At 65.5% G+C, this 24,504-nt stretch carries 21 protein-coding genes; 5 read left to right on the top strand and 16 right to left on the bottom strand.

Features of this window, described 5'->3' with window-relative positions; translation table 11 throughout:
• Positions 1 to 39: 39 nt before the first annotated feature.
• The 8 genes from speB to dapA all read right to left on the bottom strand — a co-directional run bounded on the left by speB (position 40) and on the right by dapA (position 8,822).
• Positions 40 to 861 (bottom strand): agmatinase, encoded by an 822-nt coding sequence (gene speB / locus CHB74_RS04040; RefSeq protein WP_089218341.1) that lies wholly within the window; start codon positions 859 to 861, stop codon positions 40 to 42.
• 7 nt (positions 862 to 868) lie between these two features.
• The gene (gene recA, locus CHB74_RS04035; RefSeq protein WP_089218340.1) at positions 869 to 1,942 is read right to left on the bottom strand and encodes a recombinase RecA; all 1,074 of its coding nucleotides are present in this window, start codon (positions 1,940 to 1,942) and stop codon (positions 869 to 871) included.
• Positions 1,943 to 2,034: 92 nt separating this feature from the next.
• Positions 2,035 to 2,397, bottom strand: a complete 363-nt coding sequence (locus CHB74_RS04030; RefSeq protein WP_089218339.1) for a response regulator — start codon at positions 2,395 to 2,397, stop codon at positions 2,035 to 2,037.
• A gap of 63 nt (positions 2,398 to 2,460) precedes the next feature.
• Positions 2,461 to 4,182 carry an N-acyl-D-amino-acid deacylase family protein gene (locus tag CHB74_RS04025; protein ID WP_089218338.1) on the bottom strand — a complete coding sequence of 574 codons (1,722 nt, stop codon included), beginning with the start codon at positions 4,180 to 4,182 and terminating at the stop codon, positions 2,461 to 2,463.
• Positions 4,183 to 4,333: 151 nt separating this feature from the next.
• Positions 4,334 to 6,739, bottom strand: coding sequence for a hybrid sensor histidine kinase/response regulator (locus CHB74_RS04020; RefSeq protein ID WP_089218513.1), 2,406 nt, complete (start codon positions 6,737 to 6,739; stop codon positions 4,334 to 4,336).
• A gap of 114 nt (positions 6,740 to 6,853) precedes the next feature.
• Positions 6,854 to 7,402 carry a DUF2062 domain-containing protein gene (locus tag CHB74_RS04015; protein WP_089218337.1) on the bottom strand — a complete coding sequence of 183 codons (549 nt, stop codon included), beginning with the start codon at positions 7,400 to 7,402 and terminating at the stop codon, positions 6,854 to 6,856.
• A 3-nt stretch (positions 7,403 to 7,405) separates the two neighbouring features.
• Entirely contained in the window at positions 7,406 to 7,888 is a 483-nt protein-coding gene (gene smpB, locus CHB74_RS04010) for an SsrA-binding protein SmpB (RefSeq protein ID WP_089218336.1), read from the bottom strand.
• 58 nt (positions 7,889 to 7,946) lie between these two features.
• Entirely contained in the window at positions 7,947 to 8,822 is an 876-nt protein-coding gene (gene dapA, locus CHB74_RS04005) for a 4-hydroxy-tetrahydrodipicolinate synthase (RefSeq protein WP_089218512.1), read from the bottom strand.
• A gap of 95 nt (positions 8,823 to 8,917) precedes the next feature.
• Between dapA and CHB74_RS04000 the strand changes: the two genes are divergently transcribed.
• Both CHB74_RS04000 and greB read left to right on the top strand, forming a co-directional pair.
• On the top strand, positions 8,918 to 10,927 hold the full coding sequence (locus CHB74_RS04000; RefSeq protein ID WP_089218335.1) for a lytic transglycosylase domain-containing protein: 2,010 nt from the start codon (positions 8,918 to 8,920) through the stop codon (positions 10,925 to 10,927).
• A gap of 13 nt (positions 10,928 to 10,940) precedes the next feature.
• Positions 10,941 to 11,429 (top strand): transcription elongation factor GreB, encoded by a 489-nt coding sequence (gene greB, locus CHB74_RS03995; RefSeq protein ID WP_089218334.1) that lies wholly within the window; start codon positions 10,941 to 10,943, stop codon positions 11,427 to 11,429.
• Here greB and CHB74_RS03990 read toward each other — a convergent pair.
• The 4 genes from CHB74_RS03990 to aspS form a co-directional block, all read right to left on the bottom strand.
• Positions 11,414 to 11,947: a hypothetical protein gene (locus CHB74_RS03990; protein WP_218821381.1), complete on the bottom strand. Its 534-nt coding sequence runs from the start codon at positions 11,945 to 11,947 to the stop codon at positions 11,414 to 11,416. The genes greB and CHB74_RS03990 overlap by 16 nt on opposite strands.
• Positions 11,948 to 12,036: 89 nt before the next feature.
• Entirely contained in the window at positions 12,037 to 13,143 is a 1,107-nt protein-coding gene (locus CHB74_RS03985) for a radical SAM protein (RefSeq protein ID WP_089218332.1), read from the bottom strand.
• Between the two features lie 103 nt (positions 13,144 to 13,246).
• Positions 13,247 to 14,035: a polyphosphate kinase 2 family protein gene (locus CHB74_RS03980; RefSeq protein ID WP_089218331.1), complete on the bottom strand. Its 789-nt coding sequence runs from the start codon at positions 14,033 to 14,035 to the stop codon at positions 13,247 to 13,249.
• A 116-nt stretch (positions 14,036 to 14,151) separates the two neighbouring features.
• Positions 14,152 to 15,942, bottom strand: a complete 1,791-nt coding sequence (gene aspS / locus CHB74_RS03975; RefSeq protein ID WP_089218330.1) for an aspartate--tRNA ligase — start codon at positions 15,940 to 15,942, stop codon at positions 14,152 to 14,154.
• A 93-nt stretch (positions 15,943 to 16,035) separates the two neighbouring features.
• Here aspS and rnd point away from each other — a divergent pair, with 93 nt between their 5' ends.
• The 3 genes from rnd (at position 16,036) to CHB74_RS03960 (ending at position 18,504) form a co-directional block, all read left to right on the top strand.
• Positions 16,036 to 17,208 carry a ribonuclease D gene (gene rnd / locus CHB74_RS03970; protein ID WP_089218329.1) on the top strand — a complete coding sequence of 391 codons (1,173 nt, stop codon included), beginning with the start codon at positions 16,036 to 16,038 and terminating at the stop codon, positions 17,206 to 17,208.
• A 123-nt stretch (positions 17,209 to 17,331) separates the two neighbouring features.
• Positions 17,332 to 18,189 (top strand): Coq4 family protein, encoded by an 858-nt coding sequence (locus CHB74_RS03965; RefSeq protein ID WP_089218328.1) that lies wholly within the window; start codon positions 17,332 to 17,334, stop codon positions 18,187 to 18,189.
• Between the two features lie 15 nt (positions 18,190 to 18,204).
• Positions 18,205 to 18,504: an I78 family peptidase inhibitor gene (locus tag CHB74_RS03960; protein ID WP_089218327.1), complete on the top strand. Its 300-nt coding sequence runs from the start codon at positions 18,205 to 18,207 to the stop codon at positions 18,502 to 18,504.
• Positions 18,505 to 18,709: 205 nt separating this feature from the next.
• On the opposite strand, the gene CHB74_RS03955 is transcribed toward CHB74_RS03960, so the two are convergent.
• From CHB74_RS03955 to CHB74_RS03940, 4 genes are all read right to left on the bottom strand, one after another.
• Entirely contained in the window at positions 18,710 to 20,212 is a 1,503-nt protein-coding gene (locus CHB74_RS03955) for a Ppx/GppA family phosphatase (protein ID WP_089218326.1), read from the bottom strand.
• A 172-nt stretch (positions 20,213 to 20,384) separates the two neighbouring features.
• Positions 20,385 to 22,550, bottom strand: a complete 2,166-nt coding sequence (locus CHB74_RS03950; RefSeq protein WP_245842600.1) for an RNA degradosome polyphosphate kinase — start codon at positions 22,548 to 22,550, stop codon at positions 20,385 to 20,387.
• A gap of 21 nt (positions 22,551 to 22,571) precedes the next feature.
• A complete protein-coding gene (locus tag CHB74_RS03945) occupies positions 22,572 to 23,180 on the bottom strand; it encodes an HdaA/DnaA family protein (RefSeq protein ID WP_089218325.1) in 609 nt (202 codons plus the stop codon).
• Positions 23,177 to 24,454, bottom strand: coding sequence for a hypothetical protein (locus tag CHB74_RS03940; RefSeq protein ID WP_089218324.1), 1,278 nt, complete (start codon positions 24,452 to 24,454; stop codon positions 23,177 to 23,179). The genes CHB74_RS03945 and CHB74_RS03940 overlap by 4 nt, the downstream gene beginning before the upstream one ends.
• Positions 24,455 to 24,504: the final 50 nt, after the last annotated feature.

Raw genomic sequence — 24,504 nt, 5'->3', positions numbered from 1 at the left:
GCACGCGGACCGCCCGATGGCGACGCGCGTGCCGGCCGGTCAGGGGCGTCCGTTGACGACCGCGACCGAGGCTATTTCCCGGGCGAGCTTCGCGGCGAGCGCGGCGGTGATCCCGCCGACATCGCGGGTCGGGTTGAACTCGACGATATCGGCGCCGACCAGCGGCGCGCGGATGCGATGGATGAGCGCGAGCACCTCGCGCACGGTCAATCCACCCGGTTCGACATGCGACACGCCCGGCGCAAAGGCGGGATCGATGCCGTCGATATCGAGGCTGAGATAGACCGGCCCGTCGAGGCCCGGCACCGCATCGAGCGTAAAATCGCGCATCGCCACAATCTCCACGCCGAAGCGCGCGGCCTGTTCCCGGCAATGGCGGTTGAGTGTGCGAATGCCGACCTGAACCAGCCGTCGGGCAAGCCCGCGCTCCATGATCCGCGCAAATGGCGACGCGTGGCTGAGCGGATCGCCTTCGAAATCGTCATAGAGATCGGGATGCGCGTCGATGTGCAGGATATCGACCGGGCCATGCGCCGCAGCCACCGCCTCGATAATCGGAAAGGTGACGCTGTGATCTCCGCCCAGAGCCAGCGGGAAAGCCCCGTCCGCGATCGCGCGCGCTACGGCATCGCGGATCAGCGCGCGATCGCCCGCATCCTCGCGCAGGGGCAGATCACCGATATCTTCGATGGGAATGTCGCTGCCGAGTTCCAGCCCGTTCTCGCACGCCGCGTTGCCGGCCTCGCTCCACAAGGCCGAGCGGATCGCGGCGGGCGCCGAGGCCGCGCCGCGCAGGAAGGAGGAATGCGTGTCGGTCGGCAGCCCGATGATGCGGACCGGCCGCGCCTCCCCCTTCCCCATCACCGTCTCAGATATCGTCGTCGGGTTCCGGCCCCGCCATCATGGCGTCGCCAACTTCGGCCGAATTGCCGCGAATGGCCTTTTCGAGGCGAGTGGCGACCTCGGGATTTTCGCGAAGATAGTTCTTCGCATTTTCACGCCCCTGGCCGATGCGGATCGAATCATAGCTGAACCAGGCGCCCGACTTTTCGACCAGGCCCGCCTTGACGCCAAGATCGAGAATCTCGCCGACCTTGGACACGCCTTCGCCATACATGATGTCGAATTCGACCTGCTTGAACGGCGGGGCGACCTTGTTCTTGACCACCTTCACCCGCGTCGCATTGCCGACGATATCGTCGCGATCCTTGATCTGCCCGGTGCGGCGGATGTCGAGACGGACCGACGCGTAGAATTTCAACGCGTTGCCGCCCGTCGTGGTTTCCGGATTGCCGTACATCACGCCGATCTTCATGCGGATCTGGTTGATGAAGATGACCAGGCAGCGCGACCGGTTGATCGAGCCGGTGATCTTGCGCAGCGCCTGGCTCATCAAGCGCGCCTGCAGGCCGACATGGCTGTCACCCATCTCGCCTTCGATTTCGGCGCGCGGCACCAGCGCGGCGACCGAATCGACCACCAGCACGTCGATCGCGTTCGAGCGGATCAGCGTGTCGGTGATTTCCAGCGCCTGTTCACCCGTATCCGGCTGCGATACGATCAGTTCGTCGATATCGACGCCAAGCTTCTTGGCATAGATCGGATCCAGCGCATGTTCGGCATCGACGAAGGCGGCGGTGCCGCCGGCCTTCTGCGCTTCGGCGATGGCGTGGAGCGCCAGCGTCGTCTTGCCCGAGCTTTCCGGGCCGAAAATCTCGATGATGCGGCCACGCGGCAGGCCGCCAATGCCGAGGGCGATATCCAGGCCCAGCGATCCGGTCGAGATCGCTTCGATCTCGATCTTCTCGCGGCTGCCCAATTTCATTGCGGAGCCCTTGCCGAACGCGCGATCGATCTGCGCGAGCGCGGCTTCGAGGGCTTTTTGCCTATCCATGTCGGCCTTTTCCTTTTCGGAACCGATGAGCTTCAACTGTGCGGCCATCCGGTCAGCTCCCTCGTTAGATCGCGCGTCCGCGCGGTTCAACCGGGATGCTTCGTACACGGATTGTTCTTATCGAACAAGAGGGGAACAAATCAGGCCGATGCGGTGATCCCGTCGAGCCCCATACGCACCCCATCCATCGTGTAGGGCTTGGTCAGCACAGGTGCCGATGCGTGGCGGGATGGCGGCGGTTCGACATGCCCGCCGGTCGCCACGAGGAATGGCTTGGCGGCCGCGACCAGCGCATCCGCCACCGGCCAGCTCGCTTCGCCACCACGCAAATGAACATCCAGGATGGCCGCATCGAAATCGCCGGCCGCAACGAAAGACAGCGCCGTTTCAACCGTTTCGGCCAGCCCGGCGACCCCGTGGCCGAGCATGTCCAGATAGTCCTCGAGAACCATCGCGATCAACGGTTCGTCCTCAATGACGAGGATGCGCAAAGGGCTGGTCATTGCGTAGGTCATACAATGGGCGCGCGCCGCCCGCCAGCATCTGCGCGTCGTTTCGTCGCTTTCCTATGCGACGAGCGGTTCGACCTTGCGAACGAGGCGGCCGGGGCGTTCGCCCGTCGGTTCGCCATTTTGCCATGTCATCCGCCCGGCGACAAAGGTCGCGTCATAGCCCTCGGCGTCCTGCAACAGCCGTCGCCCGCCCGCCGGAAGGTCCGCCGCCCAGCGCGGCGGCAGGAGCCGCAGCCGATCGAAATCGATGATGTTGAGGTCCGCGCGCTTGCCCGGCGCGATCACGCCGCGATCGGTGAAGCCCCACATCGCGGCGGTTCGCCCGGTCTGGAAATGCACCGCTTCCTCCAGCCCCAGCCGGGCGCCGCGCTCACGCGCCTTCACCCAGTGGGTCAGCTGGAAGGTCGGCGCGCTCGCATCGCAAATCAGCCCGCAATGCGCCCCGCCATCGGCGAGGCTGATCACACCGCCCGGATCGCGCATCATCTCCAGCTGCGGTTCCAGGCTGCCTTCCGAATAGTTGATCATCGGGAAATAGAGCCATTCCAGCCCCTCCCCCGAGATCATTAGATCATAGACCAGTTCCTGCGGCGTGCGGCCCGCGCGCGCGGCCTGCGCGGCAATCGAACGCTCCGGCCCCGGCTCATATTGGGGCGGATCGCCGAGCGGGAACATATTGCCCCATGCCTGCATCTTGGGGCGCCAATAACGGTTCTGGCTGATGCTTTCTTCGGCCAGAAGCTGCGTGCGGAATGCAGGATCGCGCATCCGCTGCAGCTTCGCGGCGAGCGGCAGCTGCGCGATCGCCGCGTAAGACGGGTGATCGGAAAAGGGATGGATCTTGCTTTCGAGGTTGATCAGCATGCCCACCGGGCGTGATCCGACCCCGGCGTGAATCGGCAATCCTTCCGCCCGCGCCTCGGCCAGCAGCGAAAGCAGCCGACGCGGATGGTCGGGCGTTTCATCGAACTGGACGAGCGTGAACGACAGCGGCTGCCGCGTCTCCCGCGAAAGGCGCCTGATCCATGCGAATTCGCGCGCCGGATCGTCGCGCGACCAATCGCAGACGAGCTGGAGCATCCCGCCCCCGCCCGCGCCGACCGCATGGCCAAGGCCGAGCAATTCTTCCATCTCGACAAAGCTGCCGGGCACCGGCTTGCCATCGGCGCCGAGGTGCAGCTTGGTTCGCGACGTCGAAAAGCCGATCGCGCCGGCCGCCATGCCATCGCGGACGATGGCCTCCATCTCGGCCATCTCCGCCGGCGTCGCGATGCCGCGTATCGAGGCTTCCGGCCCCATCACATAGGCCCGCACCGCGCTGTGGGGGATCAGGGCCGCGATATCCATCACGCGCGGCATCTCGTCCAGCCGGTCGAGATATTCGGGGAAGCCCTGCCACGTCCACGGCAGTCCTTCGGAAAGGGCGCTGCCGGGAATATCCTCAACGCCCTCCATCAGCGTGATCAGCGCCTCGCGGTCCTCGGGCCGGGCGGGCGCGAAGCCGACGCCGCAATTGCCCATCACCGTGGTCGTCACGCCATGCTGCCCGGATGGCGAAAGCAGCGGATCCCAGGTCGCCTGCCCGTCATAATGCGAATGGATGTCCACCCAGCCCGGCGCCACGATCCGCCCATCGGCGTCGATATCTTCGCGTGCGCGGCCGAGATCGCGGCCCACGGCAGCGATCTTCCCGTCGGCGATCGCGACGTCCGCGATGAAGGCGGGCCGGCCGGTTCCATCGACGACACGGCCGTTCCTGATCACCTTGTCGAACATCGGCCCTCCTCCACGGTCGGGTCGCCCCTTCAAGGGCCGCCCGTCTCTCGTCCGGCGCGCGCTGTATCCAATCGGGAGAGCGCGCGGACCCGATGGTGCGATGCAGGTGCGATTCGCGCAAGATGAATGCGCTTCACCGTGGAAGGAGGGCTCAGCCCTTGTTCTGGACCAACGCGTCGCGCGCGGCTTCCGCCAGCTGTTGCACCGAGAAGGGCTTGGCGAGGAAGGCCACGCGATCGAGGTCGATCGAACGCCGCAACTGCTCCTCCGCATAGCCCGACATGAACAGGATCGGCAGCTGCGGGAATTTCTCGCGCGCGTGGCGGACGAGCGTGGGCCCGTCCATCGTCGGCATCACGACGTCGGAAACCAGGAGGTCGATCACCTCGCCATCCTCGGCCGCCATTGCCTCCAGCACCTCCAGCGCCTCCTCGCCATTGGCCGCCGTCAGCACCTTATAGCCCTGACGGGTGAGCGCGCGTTCGGCAACGGCGCGCACCATGTCCTCATCCTCGACGAGCAGGATGGTGCCGGTGCCCCACAATTCGCCCTGCTTGGGCTTCTTGGTGGGCACGGGCGGCGCATCGGTGACGGGATCGGCGCGATGAACCGGCAGATAGATCACGAAGCTCGTCCCATCGCCCGGCTTCGAATCGGCGAAGATGAACCCGCCCGATTGCTTGACGATGCCGTAAACCGTGGAGAGGCCGAGGCCGGTGCCCTTGCCCACTTCCTTGGTGGTGAAGAAGGGTTCGAAAATCTTGCCGAGCAGTTCGGGCGGAATGCCGGTGCCGGTGTCCGACACACTGAGCGCGGTATAATCCGCGACGGGCAGGATATCGCTGTTCAGGCGCCGCACTTCGGCCGCGCTCACCGCATAGGTCTGGATCGTCAGCGTGCCGCCGCCGGGCATGGCATCGCGGGCGTTGACCGCCAGATTGACGATCACCTGTTCCAGCTGCCCGGGATCGGCACGCACCTGGCCGAGATTGCGGCCATGTTTGACGATCAGCTTCACCTGTTCGCCCATCAGTCGCTTGATGAGGTTCGAAATCTCCGAAATCACGTCCGGCAGCTGCAGGATCTGCGGCCGCAGCGTCTGCTGGCGCGAGAAAGCGAGCAGCTGGCGGGTCAGGCCGGCGGCGCGGTTGGAATTCTGGCGGATCTGCTGGATGTCGTCATAGTCGCTCTCGCCCGGGCGATGGCGCAGCAGCATCAGATCGCAATGGCCGATGATCGCGGTCAGGATATTGTTGAAATCGTGGGCGACGCCGCCGGCGAGCTGGCCGACAGCCTGCATCTTGGTGGCCTGCGCCACCTGATTCTTGAGCCGCGATTCCTCGCTATTGTCCTTCAGGCTGAGCAGCGCGGCCGCCTCGCCCAACCCGCGCGCGCCGGCGATGGTGAGTGCCACCGGCTCGTCGGCGCGATAGCGCAACCGCACGGCAATATCACCCGACATGCGCTGCCCGGCGGCAAAGCGCCGCACGGCATCGGCCACCGCCGCCTTGTCTTCCTTGACGACGAGATCGCTGGGATAGAGCACCGGCTGCCCCGGCGGCAGCCCGGCGGCGCGGCGGAAGGCCTCGTTCATGAACAGGATGCGGCCATCGCGTTCGGCCAGCGCGAGGCCGAGCGGCAGCATCGCCAGCAGCGCCTCGATATGGCCGGACGCCGCCTCCACGGCCGGGCGCAGCGCGGCGGCATCGTCGAGCAACAGGAAAAGCGTCGGGCTTTCGCCGATGCCGTCGTCGAGCGGCACCTGAATGACGCGCAGCGGCGTGGCGTTCGCGCCTTCGCTGTGGAAGCGAATGAGATCGCGGCTGTCGTCCAGCAGATGGGCCAGAACCTGCCCGGTCCCGTCGCCATTGCCATCGCCCAGCGCGCGCTGGAGGAATACCCGATTGGCGGAAACGATCCGGCCGCCGCCATCGACGATCGCGGCCATCACACCGGCGGCGCCAAGACGGACGCCGCCATCGCCTTCGACCAGACGGCGCGCCTGATGGGTCAGGTCATTGCCCTCCATCCGCCGCAACCGCCAGACGAGATGATCCTCGCTAAGGCCCGCACGCATCACCGTCGCGCTCAGCCGGCCGCGCCCGCTGGCAAGGCCGTCGAGGCTTGCCGATCCGTCGCGCCATGCTGCGCGCCCGATCTGGGCCAGGCGCTCATCGCCATTGTCGGCGATGGCCAGCCCCGGCGGCGATGGCAGGCCGGGAAACCATTCGCCATAAACGCGGCTTGCGCAGATCAGCCGGCCGGCACGATCGGTGATCGCCACGGCATCGCCGGAATCGTTGATGGCGGCGCTCATCAGCCCGATATCGGCGGGCGCCGACACGGTGTAGCTCGTGCTCCGGCGGCTGGCATAGAGCACCACCAGCCCGACGGTGGAGCAGAAGAGCGCGATGAAGATGCCCGCCGCAACCAGATCGCCCAGCAACCACAGCAGCAAAAGCGCCGTCACCAGCCCGATCGCCAGCACACCCCAAAGGATCGGCCGGTCGGCCGTGCGCAGATCAGGTGGGGTTAGTGGCGGAGAGGCGGTGGCCATGGCGGCCTTCATCATCCGATGCACGCCACCCCGTCAAGCAGGCGCGCAGCAGCCTGTCGGCATGTTCCACCGTCAGGCCTCAACTATCGAAGCGCCAAGCCGAAATCGGACGCCTCAGCCGCGAATGATCCGTTCATTGCGGCGCTGGCGCCACTTGCGGGCGATCCACATCCGCCACATCACCGACGCGATGACATAGCCGAGCGCCGCACCGACCACGGACACCACCACCAGCCCGAGCGCCAGTGCCGGGCCGACATCACGGACGATCCATTCGGTCCAGCCGATCGACTGGCTGACATGCCCGGCCAGCGCCGCCGGATCGCCAAGATCGTGACCGAGCAGCTTGCGCCCGATCCAGATCGAAAAGGCCCAGATGGCCGGCGTGGTGAAGGGATTGGTGATGAAGGTCGTCAACGCCGCGACGGGCACATTCGCCCGCGAAGGCAGCGCGAAGATCGCCGCGAAAACGGTTTGCGCGACGGGGATCAGCACGCCCACCAGCACGCCCAGCGCCACGCCGCGCGGAACCGAACGGCGGTGGAACCGCCACAGTTCCGGCAACAGGATGCGGTGGGCGATCGGCCGCAGCCAGCCGATCTTCTCGAAAGTTTCGCGCGTCGGCATGTTGCGTTCGGACCACGCCCGCATTCTGTCGAACATGCGTCAGCCCCGATCGCGCAGCAGGCGCTGCTGTTCGCGCTTCCAGTCGCGCGCCTTTTCGGTCGCCCGCTTGTCGTGCAGCTTCTTGCCCTTGGCCAGCGCCAGTTCGACCTTCGCCCGCCCGCGCGGATTGAAATAGATCGACAGCGGAATCAGCGTCATGCCTTCGCGCGCCACCGCGTTGCGCAGCTTGTTGATCTCGCGCTCGTGCAGCAGCAGCTTGCGGGGCCGCTTCGGTTCATGGTTGAAGCGGTTGCCATGGCTGAATTCGGGCACGTTGGCGTTGACCAGCCAGACCTGATCGTCCTTCAGCTCGGCATAGCTTTCCGCGATCGAACCTTCGCCGAAGCGAAGCGACTTCACCTCGGTGCCGGTGAGCGCGATGCCCGCCTCGAAGAATTCCTCGAGAAAATATTCGTGCCGCGCCCGCCGGTTTTCGGCGACCGTCTTCACTTTTTCGAAGGTTGCAGGCTTGGGGCGGGCCATCTCTTACTTTCTTGGGCGCGCGAATCGCGTCACGCGCCCATATGGGCAATCTCGCGCCTTACACCAGCCCCGCATGGGCCAGCGCCGCATCCACCGCCTTGCGGCTCGCCTCTGACGGCCAAGTCATCGGCAGGCGCAGCTCGACGGGGAAACCGGGACGGGTGCGGCTCATCGCGTATTTCACCGGGCCGGGTGAAGCATCGGTGAACAACGCCGTGTGCAACGGGAAAAGACGATCCTGCAACGCCAGCGCTGCCTTCCAGTCGCCCGACAGGCAGGCAGCCTGGAAATCGGCGCACAGGCGCGGCGCGACATTGGCGGTGACGGAGATGCAGCCGACACCACCCATCGCCATGAAGCCCAGCGTCATATCGTCATTGCCCGAAAGCTGGCAAAAATCCGGCCCGCAGGCGAGCCGCTGGGCCGCCACGCGCTCCACCTTGCCGCTCGCATCCTTGACACCCACGATCGTCGGGATCTTCGCAAGATGCGCCATCGTGTCGACGTTGATGTCGGTCACCGTGCGGGCCGGCACGTTATAGAGCACGATCGGCAGATCGCAGTGATCGGTCAGATAGGCGTAATGCGCGATCAGGCCGTCCTGGTTGGGGCGGTTATAATAAGGCAGCACCACCAGCCCGGCGGTGGCGCCCGCCGCCTTGGCATGCTGCATATGTTCCAGCGCGACCTTGGTATCGTTCGATCCGCAGCCGGCGATCACCGGCACACGCCCCGCCGCCTGCTCGATGCAGACCGCGACGACATGGTTATGTTCCTCGATCGACATCGTGGCGCTTTCACCCGTCGTGCCGCACGGCACGAGCGCGGACGAACCGTTCTCGATCTGGAAATCGACGAAAGAGCGGAAGGCCGCCTCATCGAACTTCCCGTCGCGAAACGGGGTCACGAGAGCCGGAATCGACCCGCTGAACATCATGCACTCCCTTCACCTGAAGCCCCATTGTCGGCATAGTGGCCAACCGGGAGGGCCGGTTTCATTCACGGGCTGATAAGGATGGCTGCCACATCATGTCCAGCATGTTGACGCGCGTTTTTGGGCTTGGAGTATTGATGGCGTCTGTCGCGAGTGCGGCGACGCTGACGAGCGAACAGCGGGACTGGTATCGAAGCAGGCTCGGGCTGGGCGCATCCAGCACGTTTTCGGCCACATCCGTGCCGTCCGATCCGGTTGCCGAAGGCGTCGTGCGCTGGAACCGGTTGCGCCAGACGGATAGCCTGCCTTTCTCCGAATATGCCGGTTTCCTGCTGGCCTTCCCCGGCTGGCCGGGCGAATCGGCAATGCGGCGGACGGCCGAGCGGCAACTCGAATCCTATCCGGTGGCGCCGTCCGAAGTGGCGCGATTCTTCGATCGCTTCCCGCCACTCACCAATGCCGGGCGGCTGCGCCAGGCCGAGGCGCTGGCGTCGATCGGGCGGACGGCGGACGCAACCGCCGCCGCGCGTGCGGCATGGACCGGCGGCGCGCTCAGCGAATCCGACGAATTGCGCCTGCTCGGCCGCTTCGGCCCGCAACTCACCCAGGCCGATCATGACACCCGCATGGATCGCCTGCTGTGGGATCGCGCGACGACCGCCGCGGCCCGCCAATATGCGCGCACGTCGCCGGTGAAGCAGGGCCTGTTCGACGCCCGGCTGTCGATGCAGACCAAGCGCGCCGACGCTGCCGAGAAGGCGATGGTGTTCGCGTCGAGCGGTAATAACGATCCCGGCTACGTCGCCGATCGGGCCCGCTGGCTGCGCGACAGCGGCCAGGGCGTGACCGCGCGATCCTGGCTCGGCCAGCGCCGCACCTTCGCCGCGCCGCCGCTCGATCCCGCGAAATGGCTGGAAATCCTTGTCATCAACGCCCGTGCTGCGTCCAACGACAACCAGTCCACTTATGCGCTCGACATCGCCCGTCAGGCGGACAGCGCCTTCGCGCCGGGCACGTCGGTCCGCACGCGCAGCTTCGCGGAACGCGATGCCTATACCGATCTCGTCTGGCTGGGCGGCGTGACCGCGCTTCAGAAGATGAATCGCCCGGCCGACGCCGTGGGGATGTTCAGCCGCTATGCCGCCGCCGCCCAGTCACCCGGCACGCAAACCAAGGGGCTTTATTGGGCGGGCCGCGCCGCCGTGGCTGCGGGCGACCAGCCCAATGCGACGCGCTATTTCACCGAAGCCGCGTCGCATCCCGATCAATTCTACGGGCAATTGGCGGCCGAGCGGATCGGCCGGCCGGCAGCCACGCCGCAGGTGGCGCCAACCAGCATCGCCGCCGCCGAACGGACGAGCTTCATGCAACGGCCGATCGTCCGCGCGGCGCGCATTCTTGGCGAGCTGGGCGACTGGCGCAACCAGAGCCAGTTCCTCCGCACGATCGCGCAGGACGCCAAGACCGACGCCGATCACGCGCTGACAGCCGAACTGTCGCGCGAGATCAGCCGCCCCGATCTCGGCGTGATGGTGGCGCGTAACGCGCGCAATACCGGGCTCAGCGATTTCGTGCCGACCGGCTTCCCACAGGTCTCCGTGCCGCCCACCGAACGCGGCAATTGGGTGATGATCCACGCGATCGCGCGGCAGGAAAGCCAGTTCGATCGCGAAGCCGTCAGCCATGCCGGCGCGCGTGGGCTGATGCAGCTGATGCCCGCCACGGCACGCGAACAGGCCGGGAAGCTTGGCCTGCCATATGATTATGGCCGGCTGACCGCCGATCCGTCCTACAACATCCTGCTCGGGTCCAGCTTCTTCCAGCGCATGCTCAGCTATTATGGCGGAAATCATGTGCTTGCGGTGGCAAGTTACAATGCCGGCCCAGGCAATGTGAACAAGTGGCTGCGATCCAACGGCGATCCCCGGATGCCGGGCGTCGACGTGGTGGACTGGATCGAACAGATCCCGCTTTCCGAAACACGCGGCTATGTGCAACGCGTGCTGGAAAACGCGGTCGTCTATTCGGCGATGAACCCCGAACACGCCAGAATGCCGTCGCGCAACAAGCTGTCGGCCTATCTCGGCAAATCGACGCCGGGCTGATATCTGCCCGGCCATGAACGATCGCCCGCCCAATTATATCACGCCCGCCGGCCTCAAGGCGCTCAGGGAACGCTATGACCAGCTTTTCGCCGTCGATCGGCCCAAGCTGGTCGAGGTGATTTCATGGGCGGCCGGCAACGGCGATCGCTCCGAAAATGGCGATTACATCTACGGCCGCAAGAAACTGCGCGAGATCGACCGGGAACTCGGCCATCTTTCGCGGCGGATGAAGGCGGCCAAGGTGGTCGATCCCGCCACGCAGGCGGATCGCGATCGGGTCTGGTTCGGCGCCACCGTCACGCTCGTCGACGAGGACGACAAGGAACGCATCGTCACGCTGATCGGCGAGGATGAGGCGGATGCCGGCCAGGGCCGGATCAGCTGGCGCTCCCCCCTCGCCCGCGCGCTCAAGGGCGCCACCATCGGCGATGTCCGTCGCGTCGAGCTACCTGCCGGCCCCAAGGAATGGGAAGTGCTGACGATCAGCTATCCCGCAGGCTGAACGCCCGCACCGACACGGTAGCAATAATAGGATTTGGGCACGCCCAGCACCCGCTCAACCGCGATATGACCATCCGGTAGCAGATGGCGAAGCCGATCCCGCCCGATAGGGCGTGTTCCAGCCATCTGCCGTGCATCCCATGTCCGGCCCGCGCGCTTCCAGGCGCGGATCACCGCGCGCCGGCGTGCCGCGGGGCGCAACCACCAGAACAGCGCCTTGCAATGATGCTCCAACGGAAATTCGGGTGCGGGCACCTGCAGCCAATAGCTCGGCGCGCTGGCCACCGCCGCCGCGAAGGCCCGTTGCCGCGCCAGCGACCCGACATGTTCGAGCACGCTGTTGCTGAACACCAGATCGTAGCCCGAAACCAGATCGGCATTCCGACAGATATCGCCAACCACCACCCTGCCCCGCCAGTGCGGCGGAATGTCGTTGAACGCGCCCGGCAGATTAAGGAGCGTCACGTTCAGCGGGGCGCCCAGCATATCCCACAGCTCGGGCATTCCCCCGACGTCCACGATCCGGCAGCGGGGCGAAGGTCGCATCACGGCCATGAAATGCCGCATCCGCCGGATCCGAAACTGCCGAGCGACCCACGCGTCGAACGTCAAGCGACACCCCGACGGCTGGACAGCCAGGTCAGGCCACGACGAATTTCCTGCGGCAAGGTGCGATGGCTGGTGCAGGCAGTGGCGCAGAGGCCCGTGCCAGCATGCTCGCAAACCAATGTCCGGGGCAGAACATCGGCGCGCTGCGCTCCTTCCCAGAGCGCCTTCACGGACTGGCCGACGATATTGCCAATGGCCGGCATCCCCCAGCAATGCCGCACCTCCCCATCCGGCCGGATTTCTAGCGAGCGCAGCCCTGCCCGGCATTCGGCATATCCATGAAATTGCCTTTCGCCCCGAAAATGCGGCCCGATCGCGCGGAGCTTCTCCACACTCGTTTCGATAGGGGCCCCGCCATTTTTGCGATCGACCAGATGCTCCACTACTTCATCGAGGTCGCGAAGATCATCGTCTCGGCGCACATATAGCGCCTCGATCTCGTGCTCACGCCAAAGCCGAACGGGTGAAAAATCAACGACGACACCCGCCAGCCCAGAACATAGGTCGACCAATTGCGGCAGATCGCGAAAATTATCGCGCGACACGGTCGTCTTGATTCGGATCAGCGTCCGCGCACCAGCCCGCGCCCGGCAGGCAATCAGATGATCCAGTCCGGCGCGCAGACGACCAAATGATCCTGGAACGCCACGAAGCCGATCATGAACATCGGCATCCGCGCTATCGATAGAAAGGTCGATATTGAGTGGATGAGCATCGAGCAACATCGCCGCCACCGACGAGCGGAATGCAAAACCGTTGGAGCAGATGCCCCAATCTATGCCCTGTTCCCGGCAAAGGCCAAAGAGGGGATAAAGATCGCGCCTGATCAATGGCTCTCCACCGATGAACTGGATCGTGCATCGACCAAGATAGGCGCGCAGGCCGGCTATGACATCCGTCCATTGGGGGAGGCCCATCTCCGACGCATAGTGGTCCTGCCGCCAATGGTCGCAATATAGGCACCGGTAATTGCATCTCTCGGTCAAAAATGCCCGAATGCTTACCGGCCGCGTATAATCGATCCGCGTGGCCACATAGAGGCGCTCAGCCAATCCCTGCCGCACAACGCGCGCACCCGCGCGAAAAAGCGCACCTCCATCGGACATGCAGCCACCACTCCCCCGGAACGCTTCTTGCCACTTTTCAGCCCAGCGGCAATGGCGCTCCAAAAAGGTTAAAGCGATTTCTACAATTTAGCAGGTGTTATTTTCAGCTTATCTCGAAATCCGCGCCGAAGTTCGATCGCGCGAGCGCGATCAGTTCGGGGCTGGCCGGTGGCGGCGTCATCGGCACCGATTTTTCCAGGCGATCGGCGATATAGGTGAGCGCCGCGATGCGCGCGGCCTTCTTGTTGTTGCCGTCGATCACCTGCCAGGGCGCCCAGCGGGTGTTCGTCAGTTCGAACATGTCGGCCATGGCGGCCAGATAGTCCGCCCGGCGGGCACGGTTGCGGAAATCCTCTGCACCCGTCTTCCAGCGCTTCCAGGGATGCTGGATGCGCTTCTTGATCCGTTCGTCCTGCGATTCCTGCGTGGTGTGCATGAACAGCTTGACGATGGTGGTGCCGTCTTCCTTCTGCTGCGCCTCGAACTCGTTGATTTCGTCATAGGCGCGGCGCCACTGTTTCTCGGTGGCGAAATTCTCGACGCGCTCGACAAGCACGCGGCCATACCAGCTGCGATCGAAGATGTTGATCTCACCACGGCCCGGCAGCCGCGTCCAGAAACGCCAGAGGAAATGGCGCTCCTTTTCCTCCTCGGTCGGCGCGGCGATCGGCCACACCTCGAAATAGCGGGGATCCCAATTGGCGGTCAGCCGCTGGACGGTGCCGCCCTTGCCGGCCGCGTCCCAGCCTTCGAACACGATGATCGCGCGGCGGCCATGGACGATATGGGCGACCTGGATACGGGCCAGGCGCTCCTGAACCGCCTCCAGCGCCTCATCATAATCGCCGTCGAACTTGGCGCCCGTTTCATAGTCCGAAAGATCGATGGTCACGCCATCCCTCCGTCCCGCGTCACCCCGACAAAGGCCGGGGTCTCATGCCATCAGGGCGCACCCTTGCCGCACGAGATGCCAGCTTTCGCCGGCATGACGCAAGGTCGGTCGCGCTCTTAGCTCTTGGACGGCTCGACCACCCGGATGTTGAGCTCGCGCAGCTGCTTCATCGTCGCCGGCGCGGGCGCCTGCATCATCAGGTCTTCCGCCTTCTGCGTCATCGGGAAGACGATCACCTCGCGGATGTTCGGCTCGTCCGCGAGCAGCATGACGATGCGATCGACGCCCGGAGCCGAGCCACCATGCGGCGGCGCGCCGAACTTGAAGGCATTGATCATGCCGGCGAAATTGGTGTCGACTTCCTGCTGGCTGTAGCCGGCGATCTCGAACGCCTTGTACATGATTTCCGGCCGGTGGTTCCGGATCGCGCCCGACGACAGCTCCACGCCGTTGCAGACGATGTCATACTGATAAGCGAGGATATCGAGCGGATCCTTGCTCTCCAGCGCCTCCAGCTCGCCCTGCGGCATCGAGAAGGGGTTGTGGCTGAAATCGACCTTCTTGTTGTCCTCGTCATATTCGAACATCGGGAAATCGACGATCCAGCAGAATTCGAAGCGCTCGGGATCGATGAGGCCGAGCTGTTCGCCGACGCGCGTGCGGGCGAGACCGGCAAGCTTCGCCGCCTGCGCTTCCTTGCCGGCAGCGAAGAACAGGCCGTCGTCCGGCCCGAGGCCGAGCGCCTCGGCCATCGCCGACATCTTGTCCTCGCCATGGTTCTTGGCGATCGGGCCGCCCCATTCACCGCCCTTGCGGGTGGCATAGCCCAGGCCCGCAAAGCCTTCGGACTGCGCCCAGCTATTCATGTCGTCGAAGAATTTGCGGCTCTTGTCCGCCGTCCCCGGCGCCGGGATCGCGCGCACCACGTCGCCCGCCTCGACGATGGAGGCGAAGCGGCCGAAGCCCGATCCCTTGAACTGGTCCGACACGTCCGAAATGATCAGCGGGTTGCGCAGATCCGGCTTGTCGTTGCCGTATTTCAGCATCGATTCCTTGTAGGGGATGCGCTTGAACGGCAGCGGCGAAACGCTGCGGCCCTTGCCGTCGAAATCGGCGAATTCCTCGAACACGCCATGCAGCACCGGCTCGATCGCGGCGAACACGTCTTCCTGCGTGACATAGCTCATCTCGAAATCGAGCTGGTAGAATTCACCCGGCGAACGGTCGGCGCGGGCATCCTCGTCGCGGAAGCAGGGCGCGATCTGGAAATAGCGATCGAAGCCGGCAACCATCAGCAGCTGCTTGAACATCTGCGGCGCCTGCGGCAGCGCGTAGAACTTGCCGGGATGGACGCGGCTCGGCACCAGATAGTCGCGCGCGCCTTCCGGCGACGAAGCGGTCAGGATCGGCGTCTGGAACTCGGTGAAGCCCTGCCCGATCATCCGCTGGCGCAGCGATGCAATGACGTTGGAGCGCAGCACGATATTCTTGTGCAGCCGTTCGCGGCGCAGATCGAGGAAGCGGTAACGGAGACGAATGTCCTCCGGATAATCCGCCTCGCCCGCCACCGGCAGTGGCAGTTCCTGCGCGGTCGACTGCACCGTCACTTCGCGGGCATAGACTTCGACATCGCCGGTCGCGAGATTGGCGTTCGCCGTCCCCTCGGCGCGCAGCTTCACATTGCCGGTGATGGTGATCACCGATTCGACGCGCATCCCGTCGAGCGTGGCGAAGGCCGGCGAATCGCTGTCGGCGACAATCTGGGTGAGGCCATAATGGTCGCGCAGGTCGACGAACAGCACGCCGCCATGGTCGCGCTTGCGGTGGACCCAGCCCGACAGGCGGACGGTCGCGCCCTCGTCGGAGGCGCGCAGTTGGGCACAGGTGTGCGAGCGATAGGCGTGCATGATTGTCTTTCAATGATCGATTATTCGCGAGCGCCGCGCTTCGCGCGCACATGTGCGCCTTGTCAAGCCGTGAGACCCGGCTATGGACCTGACATGCAGATTCATCCGCTGATTACCGACAGCGACACGCTCGCCGCTTTCATCGCCCGTATTGCGCAGTCGCCCTATGTTACGGTCGACACCGAGTTCATGCGCGAAAACACCTATTGGCCCGATCTATGCCTGATCCAGATCGCCGACGCCAACGAGGCTGCCGCCATCGACCCCAAGGCAAAAGGCATTGATCTCAAACCCTTGCTCGATCTCCTCGTCAATAATGAGGACGTGCTGAAGATTTTCCACGCCGGCGGCCAGGACCTCGAAATCGTCTACAACCTGACCGGCAAGACCCCCCATCCGCTGTTCGATACGCAGGTTGCGGCGATGGCCCTCGGCATGGGCGAACAGGTCGGATACTCGAATCTCGTCGAATCGATGCTCGGCATCAAACTCGACAAGGGGGCGCGATTCACCGATTGGGGCCGCCGCCCGCTCGACAAGCGCCAGATCGATTATGCGATCGGCGATGTCACCCACCTGATGGCGATCTTCCCCAAGATGCTCGATCGCCTGCGCCGCACCGGCCGTGGCCAGTGGCTCGATCAGGAAATGGAGCGGCTGGGCGATCCTTCCAACTACGAAAACCTGCCCGAACAGGCCTGGATGCGCATCCGCGTGCCGAGCCGCCGGGCGGACGTCCTCGGCCGGCTGAAGGCGCTGGGGGCATGGCGCGAGCGCGAGGCGCAGGGCAAGAATTTGCCGCGCGGGCGCATCGCCAAGGATGAGACGCTGGCCGATCTTGCCTCCCACCCGCCCAAGGTGCAGGCCGATCTGTCCAAGGTGCGCGGCCTTTCCCCAAGCTGGGCGACCAACGATATCGGCGGCCGGCTGATCGGCGCGATCGAGGCGGCGACGCCGCTGTCCGACGACGAAATGCCCCCGCGCGAGGACCGCAAGCCCGGTCTGGGCAAGGAAGGCGCGCTGATCGCCGATCTGCTCAAGCTGCTGCTCAAGATCCGATCGCGCGAATCCGATGTCGCGCCGCGGCTGATCGCGCGTTCGGACGAACTGGAGGCTCTGGCCGCCGGCCAGCGCGAAGGACTGGGCCTGCTGGAAGGCTGGCGGTTCGATCTGTTCGGCAAGGACGCGCTGGCGCTGGTCGAAGGCCGCATGGCGTTCAGCGTCCGGCGCGGCAAGCTGGTGATGTCGGCCGTCGAACCCGAATGATCCTGTCGCCCGGCTCACAATGAACGATCTTCATTTTGAGCTTGGCGCCCTGCTCCGCCACAGGCACACTCCGCCGCGACAGCGCGCCCGGACACGAGGCGCGCGTGGAGCAGGAGGCGGATCATGGATGATTTTTCGCGGATCGGCGTCATCGACACTGCCACCGAAAGCAGCGTGCTCGTCAGTTCGTCGCGTTACCTGAACAACCCCCGGCTGGGCGACGCGATGACGACCGCGATGCTCCGCCGCAACGGCGCCGACCGGCGGGTGGGCTGGGACAGCACCAATATCGTGCGCGCTTATTGGGAAGTGCGCGACACGGCCGAAGTGAACCGCCTGCTGGGCGAGGAACGCCGCCGCAATCCGGCCTTCGACGCGTTCATGGAAGAACGCTTCATATCGAGCTTCACGCGCGAGGACCTGGCCGATTATGCCAAGGGCACGCTGGGGCGCATCTTTTACGACTATCTGGTTGCCGGCGATCTCGACATCGCGCTCGACCCGCGCCTGCGCGTCGATCCCAGTTGGCGGCCGGCCACCGACCTAGAATATTTCGAGCTTCGTTCCGCCCAGACCCATGATTTCGAACATATCCTGGGCGGCGTCGGCTTCGACGCGATGGCGGAGGTGGTGCCGTTCTGGATGCGGATCGAAAACTGGAACCGCAACATGTCCCCCGAACTGGCGGGCGAGATGGTAGCGGTCCACATGCTGCTGATCATGCCGATGTTCACGCGCGTCCAGCTTCATTATCCGGCCGCCTATGCGACGCTTTCAGACTTCGTGGAGCGCGGCATCCAGATCGGCCGCGCCGCCACGCCGCTGTTCATGGCGAAGTACGAACCGCTGTTCGGCCTCAGCCTGGACGAGGCGCGCGCCGCATTGAACATTCCCCCCGTGAAACTTTATGACTCGTCGGAGATTTCAACCTATTTCGGCGAAGGCGCGCCGGGCACGGCGAAGAAAGCCATGGCGGCCTGATTTCGGGAGGATGACATGCGGACGATAGCCCTGATCGCAACCGGCGCCGGCGCCCTGATGCTGGCCGGTTGCGCCGACAAGGCGGAAACCATGCCGACGCCGGCCCCGAACGGCGCCTGCAATGCGGACCCCGGCCAGGCCTTTGTGGGCCAGACGGCCGAGCAGGGAACGGTGGAGAAGGCCCGCCGCGCCACCGGATCGGGCACGGTGCGCGTGGTCCGCCAAGGCCAGCCGGTGACGATGGATTATCGCGCCGACCGGTTGAACATCGAGGTGGACGGCAATCAGGTGATCCTGTCGGTGCGCTGCGGCTGACCCGGCCATAGCGAGCGCGACGCGACACCCAAGTTGAGGAAGTTGAGGCATGCCAGCGCATTCCTCAACTTCCGTGCATCGCGCTGAGCCTGCGGTGAGAAAGAACTGAAACGGCGGGTTTTCCGTCGCTTCCGCCTCCCTCCTATCATCGTGCTTTACGTGTAGGACAGCGTATGCCGGCATGACACGGGGAGCGCCGTGCCGTTCAGCCGGCGATGACGAGCGTGGGCTTGAGGCCGAAGGCGCTGGCGAGCGTCTTGTGGCGACGTTCCACCGATTCGCCGTAAAGCGCGGCATCGGCGGCGCGGAGCGTGAGGGTAAGCGCGTCACGGGCGAGCCCGAGCGCGCTGGTTTCAAGCGGTTCGGCAACGCCCCCGCTCAGGCGCTGGCCAAGCCGCATCGCCAGCCCCCAGCGTTCGGCCTGTGCGATTTCATCCGGGCTGAGCAGTTGCGCCACGACGGCCGAAACGCCATCGCCACCGAAGCTGCGATAGAGCGCGTGCGCCATCTTCGCCCGCCCCTGCGCATCAATGCCCACCCAATTGCCGTGCAGCGCGGTTTCCAGCCCGCGCGTCGCGCGAAATTCCGGGTGAGCGCGCCAGCCCACATCGGCGAGCAGGCAGGACGCATGGCGCAACCGGGCGTCGGCCGGGCCTTCGCCGGTGAACAAAGGCGCGATCCAGCGATCGAGCAGATCGCCATGTTCGGGAAAACGGCCCTGCCGCACGCCTTCTTCGCGCGTGGCGCTGATCAGCGGATCCTGCGCGCGCACGGCTTCGGGCAGGCTGCGATGCAAAAGCCCTTCGCGCAGGCCATAAGCGGAAACGACGAGGCTGGACGAACCGAGGTGACGGACAAGCACCGCCAGCAGCGCGGCGGCGTGCCCCAATGTCGGGATGCGCGACGGCGAAATGCCGGAAATTTCGCGCAGGCGGGCTTTGTCGAGATGGGCGAGCGAGCGGATCAGGCGCTGGGGCGCTTCGATCGGCATGCGATAATGGTGGATGATCGGCAGCGGAAAGCCCGACAGGTGCATGTCGAGCCGGGCCAGCGAACGCCATGAGCCGCCGACCAGATAGAAAGGCAGGCCCTCGCCCCGGCCCTCCCACCCCGTCGCGCCGAGAGCCTCGACAACGACGCGCTCCAGCGCCTTCGGCCCATGGTCGCGAATGGCGGCGACGCGGAGGACGCCGAGCGGGAAGGAGACGCGTTCCCCCACCTTGCCATCGCCGACGCGAATCAGTTCGAGGCTGCCGCCGCCGAGATCGCCGACGATGCCGTTGGCGTCGGGAATACCCGCGAGCACGCCATAGCCCGCCATCCGGGCTTCTTCCTCACCCGAAAGCACTTCAACCTGCAGGCCCAGCGCTTTGATATGATCGATGAAATCGGCGCCGTTGCTCGCTTCGCGCACGGCGGCGGTGGCCACGGTGCGGACCTGCGCCACACCCATCTGGCCGGCGAGCCGCTGGAAGCGGGACAAGGCGGTCAGCGCCCGATCGGTGGCTTCGCTGTCCAGCGCGCCATCCTTGACCAGGCCACGGCCGAGCCCGGCCATCACCTTTTCGTTGAACAGGATCGAAGGGATACGAACCGGCCCGTCATAGACGACGAGGCGGATGGAGTTCGAACCGATGTCGATGATGGCCGTGCGGCCGTCATCCCGGCCCTCGCGGGCCTTTTTGCGGTAGAGCGATGCGGCGACCATGCTGGACTGCGATTAGCGGGATTCGGCCTGCGCCGGAAGTGCGGAGCGGCGATTTTCGCAAGTTTTCGTTCGCCTCACCTGCCGTCCCCGCGCGGACAAAGGCTTGCACGGCATCGTGAAATCCACGCGGACACCCCGCCTGCCAGCCTTTAGAGGTAAGCCTGCTTCGGCTTCAGCCGGCGCGCCGCAGGCTGAGCTTGGGCACCGCGCCGCTGCGCTCCAGCGCCGCGCCGCGCCCGGACAAAGACGGGTTGGTCATGAAATAGCGGTGCAGGTTGAACGGCCGTTTACCCGGCACGACGCGATCATAGCTGCCGTCGGAATTGAGGTGCCAGCTCTGTTCGTTGTCGATCAGGTTGGCGACCATCACCTGATCGAGGATCTGGGCATGCACCGTCGGGTTTTCGATCGGCAGCATATATTCGACCCGACGATCGAAGTTGCGGGGCATCCAGTCCGCCGAGGAGATGAACACGCGCGCATTCTTGTTGGGCAAGGCCGCGCCGTTGCCGAAGCACATGATGCGGCTATGTTCGAGGAAGCGGCCGACGACCGACTTCACATGGATATTTTCCGACAGGCCAGGCACACCCGGGCGCAGGCAGCAAATGCCGCGCACGATGAGATCGACCTGCACCCCGGCCGCCGAAGCGCGGTAGAGCTGTTCGATGATCGCGGGATCGACCAGCGAGTTCATCTTCGCCCAGATCGCGGCGGGCTTGCCGGCGCGGGCATTATCGATTTCGACCTGGATCAGATCGCACAGCCGATCGCGCATGCCGAGCGGCGACATGACCAGCATTTCCAGATTGCTGGGTTCGACATAGCCGGTGATGTAGTTGAACAGCTGCGCGGCATCGCGCCCGGCACGCGGATCGGCGGTGAAGAAGCTGAGATCGGTGTAAATCTTGGCCGTGACCGGGTGATAGTTGCCGGTGCCGAAATGGCAGTAGGTGCGGTAGGCCCCGCCTTCGCGGCGGACGACCATCGACACCTTGGCGTGGGTCTTCCAGTCGACGAAGCCATAGACCACCTGCACGCCCGCGCGTTCCAGCTGCGAGGCCCACATCAGGTTCTGTTCCTCGTCGAACCGCGCCTTGAGTTCGACGACGGCGGTGACCGACTTGCCGGCTTCCGCCGCATCGACGAGCGCGCGGATAACGGCCGACTGCTTGCCCGCGCGATAGAGCGTCTGCTTGATCGCCACGACATCGGGATCGCTGGCCGCCTGGCGCAGGAAGGCCAGCACGACATCGAAGGTTTCGTACGGATGGTGAACGACGATGTCCTTGGCGCGGATCGCGGCGAAGCAATCCCCGCCATGTTCGCGAACCCGTTCCGGAAAGCGCGGGCTGAACGGCGGGAATTTCAGATCGGGCCGATCCTCGTCGACCAGCTGTTCGAGATCGGCGATGCCGAGGAAGCGTTCGGTATCGGTGATGATCGCATCGGTGCCGACGATTTCGTCCTTCACCAGCCGTTCGAGCGATTCGGGGGTGCCGGCCAGCAATTCGAGCCGGATCACCCGGCCCTTGCGCCGGCGCTTGATGGCGGAGCGGAAGTAACGGACCAGATCCTCCGCTTCTTCCTCGATTTCGATATCGCTGTCGCGAATGACGCGGAAGGCGCCATAGGCCTCGACCGAATAGCCGGGGAACAGCACGCCGGTGAACCGGCGGATCGCCGCTTCGATCGACACATAGCGCGCGGCCGCGCCGGGCAGGCGGATGAAGCGGGGCAGCGTGGCCGGCACCATCACCAGCTCGCGAATCGGTTCGCCATCGGACAGCCGCTTCAGTTCGAACATCAGGCTGAAGCCCTTGTTCGGGATGAAGGGGAATGGGTGGGCGGGATCGAGCGCCTGCGGCGTCAGCACCGGGAAGATCTGATCACGGAAATGGCTGTGGAGCCATTCGGCCTCTTCGACCGAAATATCGTCATGGCCGACAAGCGAGATGCCCGCCACGGCGATTTCCGCCTTCAGTTCGCGCCAGACGGCCTGCTGCGAATCCATGAGCTGATCCGCCTCGCGCTCGATCGCGGCGAGCTGCTGGGCGACGGTGAGCCCGTCGGCCGAGCGCGCGTCGACATCCTCCAGCAGCTGGCCCTTGAGACCGGCGACGCGGACCATGAAGAATTCGTCGAGATTATTGCCCGAAATCGACAGGAAGCGGAGCCGTTCGAGCAGCGGATGGGCGGTGTTGCACGCTTCCTCGAGCACGCGGCGATTGAAGCCGAGCCAGGAGATTTCGCGGTTGAAATAGCGCTGGCCGGGCTCCACCGGCGAGGCGACGGGCTCGATTTCGTCGATCGGCTGCAGGGCGGCGGCGTCTTCCATCATTTCAGGATAAGCGAATAATCATGAATCGTCGATGACACCGACGGCGGCCAGCGCCTCGCGCGCAAGCGGCACCGTGATCCGCGACCGCTTGGCCAGCGACAGCGAATCGAGCGCGTCAATCACATGCAGGATCGCCACATAGCTACGCTCGATCCGTGGCAGCAGATAGGCGATCACGTCTGGCCCGGCGGCAAGGCCGCGCTGGCCGAGCAGCCGTTCGAGCAAGGCGGCGGCCAGCGCGTCATCGGGCTCGGCAATGGCGATATGGGGCGTGGCCGCCATGCGCGAGCGGAGATCCGGCAGGCCGATCTGCCACACCGGCGGCGGCGCATCGGCGATCAGCAGCAGCGGCTGGCGTTCGGCCTGGGCGCGGTTCCAGGCGTGGAACAGCTCCTCCTCGTCGCGCCGGTCGGCATTGTCGATCAGCCGCGCGCCGGCCTTGGCCACGAAGATGCGGCCGAGCAGGCTGCGCCCCGATTTGCGCGGGCCGGTGAGCAAGGTGGCCATGACCGGCCAGAGCGCGCGATGTTCGAGATGGCGAAGGGCGGCGGCATTGGCTTCGCCGCGACAGAAATCCCGTTCATCCTCCGCCTCCGGCCATGCGAATGGCAGGGCGATCTGGCTCATCGGGCGTCCGGCCCGCCCGCCGGCGCCGGCGCCGCATTGGGTGGCGGTGCGGCGGGCGCGCCGCGACGGATGCGCAGCGTGCCCGGCCCTTCCTCGACCCGCCAGCCACGGGCCTGGAGGGCGATCTTCAGCCCGGAAATCTCGCCTTCATAGTTGACCCGCATGACCGAAAGGCCCCCCAGCGCCATGCTGGTCGTTTCGACCCCGCGAACCCCCGGCACGCCGCGCAACGCGCCTTCGGCCGCGGTGAGCGCGGCGGCGTCGGCGGTTTCGACCTGGACGTTATAGGCAATGGCGGTGACGGCCATGTCGTCGGCCATGGTTTCCGCCGCGAAGGCATCGTCCGACAGTTCTTCCGGCTCCTCCTCGATCACCAGCGAGGGATCGGGGCGCAGCCGCCCGTCGCGCAGCGCCTGCGAGAAGCTGGCGTCCATCCGGCGGACGCCTTCGTCCATCAGCGCGGACAGGCCATCGCCATTGGGCGCGCGCAGGGTGAAGCGATCGAGAATGCTGTCGTCGGGCCCATGGCGGGCGGTGAAGCGGGCGAGGACCGGCCCGCCCGGCCAGCTGCGTTCGACCGCGACCTCGGCCACGATCACGTCGGCCGCGCCGAACTGATCGAGAATCATCCGCCACCAGCCGCGCCCGGGCCGGCCGGTCTGCGCTTCGTTCAGCAGCAGCGGATCGCTGCCCGTGCCGGTCGGCCGCACATAATCGATCGGGCTGCCGCCGGGGCGGAAGCGCGCCCAGGCCCGCTGCCATTCGGTGCGGGTTTCGAAGCTGGTGGCCGTTCCGCCCGACCACATCACCGGAATCAGCAGCAAGGGCGGGGAACGCAGGCCCTGCCCATGCGCGCCGAGCAGTTGCCCCGTGCGGGCGCGATCGAACAGCACGCCCAGCCGCGCGATATAGCGCTTCGGCCCGATCTGTTCGTCTTCGACGACGATGCCGGCGACGATCGAATCGAGGGTCGAATCGGAGAGGCCGGGCGCGGCCGAAACCGGCTGGGCGTTGGTGCGGCTCCACAACAAAGCCCAGCCCTTGCGCTGCGCGACACGCCAGCCGGCGGTGCGCGCAGATTCGGCATCCCTGGCCGAAACATCGACGGTAACGCCGCCGACTTCGTAGCTGGAACTGCTGTCGATCGGCGCGATTCCGCGGTCGCTGCCCTCGATCTGCGCGATCACGACGCCACCGGCGCCGAGCAAAGCGGCGCCAGCAAGCGCGATCCAGATGCGATTCAGGTGCGGCAGGGATCGAACGGCGGAAGTCACGCGCGTCTTTTGGCGACTTGGGCGTGGAAATCCAAGCGGGATATGTTTAG

It is taken from the genome of Edaphosphingomonas laterariae (assembly GCF_900188165.1).
Taxonomy (GTDB): Bacteria; Pseudomonadota; Alphaproteobacteria; order Sphingomonadales; family Sphingomonadaceae; genus Sphingomonas_E; species Sphingomonas_E laterariae.
Note: the sequence above shows the minus strand (reverse complement) of the source record. Positions and strands in the feature narration are given on the sequence as shown.

Coding starts and splice junctions, on each gene's coding strand:
- CHB74_RS03950 (WP_245842600.1), bottom strand. CDS start 22,550: ATGGAAGACGCCGCCGCCCTGCAGCCGATCGACGAAATCGAGCCCGTC.
- recA (WP_089218340.1), bottom strand. CDS start 1,942: ATGGCCGCACAGTTGAAGCTCATCGGTTCCGAAAAGGAAAAGGCCGAC.
- CHB74_RS03960 (WP_089218327.1), top strand. CDS start 18,205: ATGCGGACGATAGCCCTGATCGCAACCGGCGCCGGCGCCCTGATGCTG.
- CHB74_RS03945 (WP_089218325.1), bottom strand. CDS start 23,180: ATGAGCCAGATCGCCCTGCCATTCGCATGGCCGGAGGCGGAGGATGAA.
- dapA (WP_089218512.1), bottom strand. CDS start 8,822: ATGTTCAGCGGGTCGATTCCGGCTCTCGTGACCCCGTTTCGCGACGGG.
- CHB74_RS04000 (WP_089218335.1), top strand. CDS start 8,918: ATGTCCAGCATGTTGACGCGCGTTTTTGGGCTTGGAGTATTGATGGCG.
- CHB74_RS04020 (WP_089218513.1), bottom strand. CDS start 6,739: ATGGCCACCGCCTCTCCGCCACTAACCCCACCTGATCTGCGCACGGCC.
- CHB74_RS04015 (WP_089218337.1), bottom strand. CDS start 7,402: ATGTTCGACAGAATGCGGGCGTGGTCCGAACGCAACATGCCGACGCGC.
- speB (WP_089218341.1), bottom strand. CDS start 861: ATGGGGAAGGGGGAGGCGCGGCCGGTCCGCATCATCGGGCTGCCGACC.
- smpB (WP_089218336.1), bottom strand. CDS start 7,888: ATGGCCCGCCCCAAGCCTGCAACCTTCGAAAAAGTGAAGACGGTCGCC.
- greB (WP_089218334.1), top strand. CDS start 10,941: ATGAACGATCGCCCGCCCAATTATATCACGCCCGCCGGCCTCAAGGCG.
- CHB74_RS03955 (WP_089218326.1), bottom strand. CDS start 20,212: ATGGTCGCCGCATCGCTCTACCGCAAAAAGGCCCGCGAGGGCCGGGAT.
- CHB74_RS03965 (WP_089218328.1), top strand. CDS start 17,332: ATGGATGATTTTTCGCGGATCGGCGTCATCGACACTGCCACCGAAAGC.
- CHB74_RS04030 (WP_089218339.1), bottom strand. CDS start 2,397: ATGACCAGCCCTTTGCGCATCCTCGTCATTGAGGACGAACCGTTGATC.
- CHB74_RS04025 (WP_089218338.1), bottom strand. CDS start 4,182: ATGTTCGACAAGGTGATCAGGAACGGCCGTGTCGTCGATGGAACCGGC.
- aspS (WP_089218330.1), bottom strand. CDS start 15,942: ATGCACGCCTATCGCTCGCACACCTGTGCCCAACTGCGCGCCTCCGAC.
- rnd (WP_089218329.1), top strand. CDS start 16,036: ATGCAGATTCATCCGCTGATTACCGACAGCGACACGCTCGCCGCTTTC.
- CHB74_RS03985 (WP_089218332.1), bottom strand. CDS start 13,143: ATGTCCGATGGAGGTGCGCTTTTTCGCGCGGGTGCGCGCGTTGTGCGG.